A 7,409-nucleotide genomic window follows, 5' to 3' on the forward strand; every position below is an offset into this window, starting at 1 on the left:
AGTTCAGCTCCGGGGTCGCTGCCCGGGGAGCCTGCCCTGGGAGAAGTCATCGAGCTTGCGGCGCACCACCGAGACGCAGACGAGCAGGGCGATGAGCAGCAGGGCGGCGAAGAGGAGCCACCGGGTGAGCACGAGCCCCGAGGCGTACGCGGCGTACGCGGTGTCCTGCGGGTGGGCCACGGCGGAGTCGAGCGCGCAGTTGCCCAGCAGGAAGACCACGGCGTAGGCGAGCACGACCACCCAGTAGACCCACTTGCGGGCCCGCTGCGGGGTGTTCAGCCCCGTGAAGAGCAGCCAGCCCAGTCCGGTGAGCAGGGGCGTGAGCAGACCTGTTGTTGCATGGACGCCCTCGTACTCGGTGCGCCCGTCCGTGCCGAGCCCGCGGGCGAAGTCCGCCAGGTGCTCGGCGGAGAAGCCGCCGGCCAGCAGCTCCGGGGCCGTGACCCCTCCGGCCAGGGCGCCGGAGACTCCTTGCAGCACGAGCAGGTGGTAGTACAGCCACAGCGCCACGCCCACGGAGAACGCGACCCCCACGAGGATGCCCGCGGAGGAGCTCTTGCCGGGCTCCGGGGCGAGCTCGCCGGGGCGCATCTCGTGCACGCTCACGGGACGCACGGCCGGGTCCCGTGAGCGCCTCGGCGCGGTGGGCGTGGAGCCCTCGCTCTCCCCGTACTTCTTGACCTTCTGCGCTCTGGTCATACCCATGGCCCCATTATCCCCCGGGTTGTACTGTGAATGGACTACGGGTGCCACTCCTGCACGGGGTGGAGGTCAGATGCCCCGCGGGCACCGCGAAAGGTGGTGACGGTCATGGAACTCTCCATCGGCCTGCCAGACGGCCTGCTCATGAGCGCGGATGAGGACGGCGGCCTGACCCTCTACGAGTCGGACCACACGACCGTGCGGCGGCGTATCGACTGCGGCGTCCTGAACGGCGCCCGGCTGGCGGACATCGTCTGGTCGCACAAGCTCTCCGTGGTGCTCGCCGCGGCCCCCGAGACCAACCAGCTCTTCCGCTGGGACCCCTACACAGACTTCCTCCAGGAGTACGCGGGCGTAGGGGAGCCCGGGCGCAGGGACGGGAAGATCGCCCAGGCCAAGTTCTCCGCCACGGTCTCCATCACCGAGGCGCCGGACGGGAAGATCTGGCTCGTGGACCGCGACTCCTCCGCGCTGCGCTACATCACGGTCGACACGGACCGCCCGGACGGCGATCCACACGTGGTCACGGTCGTGGGCCGGCACGGGGCCGGATACGTGGACGGCCCGGCCGAGGACGCCAAGCTCGCGCACCCCGAGGACCTGCAGATCCTCTACGACGGCTCCGTGGTGGTCGCGGACACCGGCAACGACGCCCTTCGCCACCTGGACCCTTCCGAGGGGGAGGTCACCACCATCTACGGCGGGCCGCGCACGGAGGAGGACGTCCTGGACGACGACGTCGTGCTGCGGGCCCCGGTGCGGGTCACCGTGGCGGACTCCCAGCTGTGGGTCGAGGACGCCAACGGCCGACACCTGGTCGAACCCCGCTACGTCTGAGCCGGCAGGAGAACTGCGAGCGCGGTCGCCGGGCGGGGACGCACGGCGCGTCGGAGAGCCCGGTTAGGCTGAGGCCATCATGGACTACCTCTCTGACAATCCTCTGCTCTCGGCGTCGTCGGTCCGGACGGGCCCGGGCAGCCGGGACAACGCTCCCGCTGCGGACGCGGTGTCCCCCGCCCGCCTGGTGGAGGGCCTCAACGAGCCCCAGCGTGCCGCCGTGGAGCACTCCGGTGCCCCGTTGCTCATCGTGGCCGGTGCGGGCTCCGGCAAGACCAGGGTGCTGACGCACCGCATCGCCCACCTGCTCGCCACGGGGCGGGCACGGCGCGGCGAGATCCTCGCCATCACGTTCACGAACAAGGCCGCCGCGGAGATGCGCGAGCGGATCGTGGAGCTCGTGGGAGAGTCCGCGCGGTCCATGTGGATCTCCACGTTCCACTCGCTGTGCGTGCGGATCCTGCGGCGCGAGGCGAAGACGCTGGGGCTGAACACGAACTTCTCCATCTACGACGCCGCGGACTCCCTGCGGCTCATCACCCAGGTGGCCAAGCAGCACGAGCTGGACCCCAAGAAGTTCGCGCCCAAGGCCATCCAGCACAAGATCTCGGCGCTGAAGAACGAGCTCGTGGACGACGAGACCTTCCTGGCCCGCGCCAGTTCCACGGATCCGTTCGAGTCCGCCGTGGCCCAGGTCTACCGCGGGTACACGCAGCGGTTGCGCGCGGCCAACGCCATGGACTTCGACGACCTCATCGGCGAGACCGTGCACATGTTCCGCGCGTTCCCACAGGTCCTGGAGTACTACCGCCGCCGCTTCCGGCACGTGCTCGTGGACGAGTACCAGGACACCAACCACGCGCAGTACGCACTCGTGCGGGAGCTCGTGGGCGGGAACTCGCCCACGCACACGGACGACTCCGGGATCCCCCCGGCCGAGCTCACCGTGGTGGGCGACTCGGACCAGTCCATCTACGCCTTCCGCGGCGCGGACATCCGCAACATCACGGACTTCGAGCGGGACTTCCCGTCGGCGCGCACCATCATGCTGGAACAGAACTACCGCTCAACTCAGAACATCCTCTCCGCCGCCAACGCCGTGATCTCCCAGAACGCCGACCGTCGGGACAAGAAGTTGTGGACCGCCGAGGGGGACGGCGCCCCGATCGTCGGCTATGCCGCGGAGAACGAGCACGAGGAGGCGCGGTTCATCGCGGAGGAGATCGACAGGCTCCAGGACGAGCACGGGATCCGCCCCGGCGACGTCGCCGTGTTCTACCGCACCAACGCCCAGTCCCGCTCCCTCGAGGAGATCCTGATGCGCGTGGGCCTGCCCTACAAAGTGGTGGGTGGCACCCGGTTCTACGAGCGCAAGGAGATCAAGGACGCCATGTCCTACCTGCGCGCGATCACCAATCCCGCGGACGACATCACCGTGCGCCGGATCATCAACGAGCCCAAGCGGGGGATCGGGGACCGCGCCCAGGGCGCCATCGCCGCGCTCGCCGAGCGCGAGGACATCTCGTTCTCCGAGGCCATGCACCGGCTCGACGAGGCCCCGGGTCTCGCCACCCGCTCGGCGAACGCCGTGGCGAAGTTCGCCCAGCTCATGGACGACCTGCGGGAGCTCTCCGAGGGTGCCTCCACCACGGCAGTCCTCGAAGCCGTACTGGAACAGTCTGGCTACCTCGAGGCGCTGCGATCCTCCAACGACCCCCAGGACGAGTCCCGCGTGGAAAACCTCGCGGAGCTCGTGGCCGTGGTGCGCGAGTTCGAGAAAGACCATCCGGACGCCGGGCTTGGGGAGTTCCTGGAGCACGTCGCCCTCGTGGCGGACGCAGACCAGATCCCGCAGCAGCCCGCGACCGAGGAAGGCGGTGCGAGTGCCCAGCAGATCGCGCGCGAGGTCGAGGAGGCGCGCTCGCAGGGCGTGGTGACCCTGATGACCCTGCACACCGCCAAGGGCCTGGAGTTCCCCGTGGTGTTCCTGACCGGCATGGAGCACGGGATCTTCCCGCACCAGCGCAGCTTCATGGACCCCTCCAGCATGGAGGAGGAGCGCAGGCTCGCGTACGTGGGCATCACCCGCGCCCGGCAGCGGCTCTACATCACACGGGCAGAGTCGCGCTCCATGTGGGGGCAGTCGCAGTTCAATCCCGCGAGCCCGTTCCTGGACGAGATCCCCGCCCACCTCGTTGACTGGAAACGCGAGGGCGCTGCCGCCGGTGGCGGGTGGGGCTCACCCATCCACTCGGCCTCCCAGGCGAGGGACCCGCTGCGGGGCTCGTCGTGGGGTGCCGGCGCGGGGTCGGGCGCGACGTTCCGCAGGCTGTCCCCAGCGGCGTCGGGCCGCGTGCAGCCCCAGAAGGAGATTCCGTCCCTGAGCGTGGGCGACACCGTGGAGCACAAGGCGTTCGGCCGCGGTTCGGTGGTGGCACTGGAGGGATCCGGGGACAAGACCGTGGCCAAGGTGCGCTTCGGCGCCGAGGAGAAGCGGCTGCTGCTGCGCTACGCCCCCATGACCAAGGCGGAGTGAGGCCGGGCGGACCGCAGCCCTCGTCGGGTCACAGGAATACGGCGGAGCCGGGACGGTGGTGTGCCGCGGGCGTCAGAGCAGGGCGAGCACGGGAACCGCGAACAGCGCGGTGATGCGCAGCGACTCGCCCGAACGCACGTGGACCACACCCAGCAGCAGGTACACGAGCAGCGTGGTCAGCGCCGCCGCCTGACCCCGGTCCAGCAGCGCCACCGCGGCCATCAGGACTCCCGTCACGAGACCTCCCCACGGCACCCAACCCACGGGGCGCCGGTTCACGAGCTCGCTCACGGCCCGGTGGGAGTACGCCAGCAGGCTCGCGACCACCGCGCAGCGGCCCACGAGTCGGACCACCCACGCGAGCATCGCGAGCCACGCGAGACCGCCGTAGCCCGCGAAGAGCTCGCTATAGCGCTCCACGGGCGCCACGGCCCAGGAGCCGTCGAGCATCCCGGGCAGCACGAGCGCCAGCACGACGGCTGCCACGAAGCACACCAGGATGCCGCGCCACCGCCGGTGGTCCAGCGTCGCCTCCGTCCCGCCGTCGGGGCCCGTGCCGGGCAGGGGATCGACGCCGCGGCGTCGTGACCACGCCACCAGGGCCCGCGCCACGAGCAGCCAGATGACGCCGATGCCGAACCACTCGAGGCACTGCCAGCCCAGTGCGGTGTCCACCGGCAGCGAGCCCGTGGCCGTCAGCACCGTGCCGGCCACCACGAGCTCGAGGCCCAGCGAGACGAACGCGAGTGTGCCGAGCGAGGCCATGAATCCGCGGTCCGCCTCGCGGGCGTCCCAGGTCTCCGGCAGTCCGATGCGTCGCATGGCTCCAGTCAACCAGCCGGGCCCCCGCGCGCGGGAATCTGCTCGGGTGGGGCGGGGCGCCGAGACTTGTGTGCTCCGTGACGGTCCCATGGACTAAAATCGCTGCGAGGGCCCTGTGAGCGCAGCGTTGCGCCGCATCCCCCCACATCAGGTCGCTCCAGCCGGGGGTTCCCGGCGCGGGACGACACACCTCGACGCAGAAGGACACTTATCCGTGGACCTGTTTGAGTACCAGGCACGCGACCTGTTCGAGAAGCACGGCGTTCCCGTGCTGGCCGGCATCGTCGCCACTACCCCAGAAGAAGCCAAGGCAGCTGCCGAGAAGATCGGCGGCGTGACCGTCGTCAAGGCCCAGGTCAAGGTCGGCGGCCGCGGCAAGGCCGGCGGCGTCAAGGTCGCGAAGACCGCGGATGAGGCCTACGAGTACGCCCAGCAGATCCTGGGCATGGACATCAAGGGCCACACCGTCCACCGCGTGATGATCGCGCAGGGCGCGGACATCGCCGAGGAGTACTACTTCTCCGTCCTGCTGGACCGCGCCAACCGCTCCTACCTGGCCATGTGCTCGGTCGAGGGCGGCATGGAGATCGAGCAGCTCGCCGTGGAGCGCCCGGACGCCCTGGCCCGCGTGGACGTCAGCCCCGCTGACGGCATCACCGAGGCCAAGGCGCGCGAGATCGTGGAGCAGGCCAAGTTCGACGCCGAGACCGCCGAGAAGGTCATCCCGGTGCTCGTGAAGCTCGGTGAGGTCTATACCAAGGAGGATGCCACCCTGGTGGAGGTCAACCCGCTGGTCAAGACCGGCGATGGCGAGATCCTCGCCCTGGACGGCAAAGTCTCCCTGGACGACAACGCCGAGTTCCGCCACCCCGAGCACGCCGAGCTCGCGGACAAGACCACGGCCGATCCCCTGGAGGAGAAGGCCAAGGAGAACGACCTCAACTACGTCAAGCTGGACGGTGAGGTCGGGATCATCGGCAACGGCGCCGGTCTGGTGATGTCCACCCTGGACGTCGTGGCGTACGCGGGTGAGAAGCACGGCAATGTGAAGCCCGCCAACTTCCTGGACATCGGAGGCGGGGCCTCCGCGGCCGTCATGTCCGCCGGCCTGGACGTCATCCTCGGTGATCCCCAGGTCAAGTCCGTGTTCGTGAACGTCTTCGGCGGGATCACCGCGTGCGATGAGGTCGCCCGTGGCATCGTCAAGGCTCTGGAGATCCTCGGGGACTCCGCCACCAAGCCCATCGTGGTGCGACTGGACGGCAACAACGTGGTCGAGGGCCGCGCGATCCTGCGCGAAGCCAACCACCCGCTGGTCACCAACGCGGACACCATGGACGAGGGCGCCGACAAGGCCGCCGAGCTCGCCCACTCCGCCAAGTAATCGCCCACGCGCACAGCTACCAGGAAGAAGACATGTCGATCTTTTTGAACAAGGACTCCAAGGTCATCGTTCAGGGCATCACGGGCGGCGAGGGCACCAAGCACACCGCCCGCATGCTCGCGGCCGGCACCCAGGTGCTCGGTGGCGTGAACGCCCGCAAGGCCGGGACCACGGTGAGCCACAAGGACCAGGACGGCACCGCCGTCGAGCTGCCGGTCTTCGGCACCGTGAGCGAGGCCATGAAGGAGACCGGTGCGAACGCGTCGATCGTCTTCGTGCCGCCGGCCTTCTGCAAGGACGCCGTGATCGAGGCCATCGACGCCGAGATCCCGCTCGTCGTCGTGATCACCGAGGGCATCCCGGTGCAGGACTCCGCGGAGTTCTGGGCCCACTCGCAGGCCAACACCGGCGCGGACGGCAAGCCCAAGACCCGCATCATCGGCCCGAACTGCCCCGGCATCATCTCCCCGGAGGAGTCGCTGCTGGGCATCACACCCGCGAACATCACGGGCAAGGGCAAGCTGGGCCTGGTCTCCAAGTCCGGCACGCTGACCTACCAGATGATGTACGAGTTGCGTGACCTCGGCTTCAGCACCGCCATCGGCATCGGCGGCGACCCGGTCATTGGCACCACCCACATCGACGCCCTCGAGGCGTTCGAGGCGGACCCGGAGACCGAGGCCATCGTGATGATCGGCGAGATCGGCGGCGACGCCGAGGAGCGCGCCGCGGACTTCATCAAGGCCAACGTCTCCAAGCCCGTCGTGGGCTACGTGGCCGGCTTCACCGCTCCCGAGGGCAAGACCATGGGTCACGCCGGAGCCATCGTCTCCGGCTCCTCCGGAACGGCCCAGGCCAAGAAGGAGGCTCTCGAGGCCGCCGGTGTGAGGGTCGGCAAGACCCCCTCGGAGACCGCGCAGCTCATGCGGGACATCTTCGACGGCAAGTGACCGGTTCCCGGTTCTCCGGGACGCCTCACACGACGACGCCGCTCGCCCACCTGGCAGGTTCCAGGGGTCCTCGCAACACCTGGTTGTTTAGTCAGTGATTAGTAGATCACGCAGACGCTGGGCTGGGTTCTTCCAGTCCAGCGTTTTGCGTGGTCGCCCGTTGAGTTCCTGGGCAACA

General features: G+C 69.3%; 6 protein-coding genes. 4 read left to right on the plus strand and 2 right to left on the minus strand.

Annotation, left to right across the window (positions count from 1 at the left end; all coding sequences use genetic code 11):
* Positions 1-3 precede the first annotated feature (3 nt).
* Positions 4-705, minus strand: a complete 702-nt coding sequence (locus ABD264_RS12055) for a hypothetical protein (RefSeq protein ID WP_144942411.1) — start codon at positions 703-705, stop codon at positions 4-6.
* Positions 706-810: 105 nt separating this feature from the next.
* Here ABD264_RS12055 and ABD264_RS12060 point away from each other — a divergent pair, with 105 nt between their 5' ends.
* Positions 811-1,539 carry an NHL repeat-containing protein gene (locus tag ABD264_RS12060; RefSeq protein WP_344206261.1) on the plus strand — a complete coding sequence of 243 codons (729 nt, stop codon included), beginning with the start codon at positions 811-813 and terminating at the stop codon, positions 1,537-1,539.
* Positions 1,540-1,618: 79 nt separating this feature from the next.
* The gene (pcrA, locus tag ABD264_RS12065; RefSeq protein WP_344206263.1) at positions 1,619-4,075 is read left to right on the plus strand and encodes a DNA helicase PcrA; all 2,457 of its coding nucleotides are present in this window, start codon (positions 1,619-1,621) and stop codon (positions 4,073-4,075) included.
* A 72-nt stretch (positions 4,076-4,147) separates the two neighbouring features.
* On the opposite strand, the gene ABD264_RS12070 is transcribed toward pcrA, so the two are convergent.
* Positions 4,148-4,897, minus strand: a complete 750-nt coding sequence (locus tag ABD264_RS12070; protein ID WP_144942408.1) for a hypothetical protein — start codon at positions 4,895-4,897, stop codon at positions 4,148-4,150.
* A 214-nt stretch (positions 4,898-5,111) separates the two neighbouring features.
* On the opposite strand from ABD264_RS12070, the gene sucC reads away from it, so the two are divergent.
* Both sucC and sucD read left to right on the plus strand, forming a co-directional pair.
* On the plus strand, positions 5,112-6,281 hold the full coding sequence (gene sucC, locus ABD264_RS12075; protein ID WP_055082218.1) for an ADP-forming succinate--CoA ligase subunit beta: 1,170 nt from the start codon (positions 5,112-5,114) through the stop codon (positions 6,279-6,281).
* A gap of 32 nt (positions 6,282-6,313) precedes the next feature.
* On the plus strand, positions 6,314-7,231 hold the full coding sequence (gene sucD / locus ABD264_RS12080) for a succinate--CoA ligase subunit alpha (protein ID WP_344206266.1): 918 nt from the start codon (positions 6,314-6,316) through the stop codon (positions 7,229-7,231).
* Positions 7,232-7,409 lie beyond the last annotated feature (178 nt).

Origin of the sequence: Kocuria salsicia, assembly GCF_039532055.1 — a bacterium.
In the GTDB taxonomy this organism is placed as follows: domain Bacteria; phylum Actinomycetota; class Actinomycetes; order Actinomycetales; family Micrococcaceae; genus Kocuria; species Kocuria salsicia.

Coding starts and splice junctions, on each gene's coding strand:
- ABD264_RS12055 (WP_144942411.1), bottom strand. CDS start 705: ATGGGTATGACCAGAGCGCAGAAGGTCAAGAAGTACGGGGAGAGCGAG.
- ABD264_RS12060 (WP_344206261.1), top strand. CDS start 811: ATGGAACTCTCCATCGGCCTGCCAGACGGCCTGCTCATGAGCGCGGAT.
- pcrA (WP_344206263.1), top strand. CDS start 1,619: ATGGACTACCTCTCTGACAATCCTCTGCTCTCGGCGTCGTCGGTCCGG.
- ABD264_RS12070 (WP_144942408.1), bottom strand. CDS start 4,897: ATGCGACGCATCGGACTGCCGGAGACCTGGGACGCCCGCGAGGCGGAC.
- sucD (WP_344206266.1), top strand. CDS start 6,314: ATGTCGATCTTTTTGAACAAGGACTCCAAGGTCATCGTTCAGGGCATC.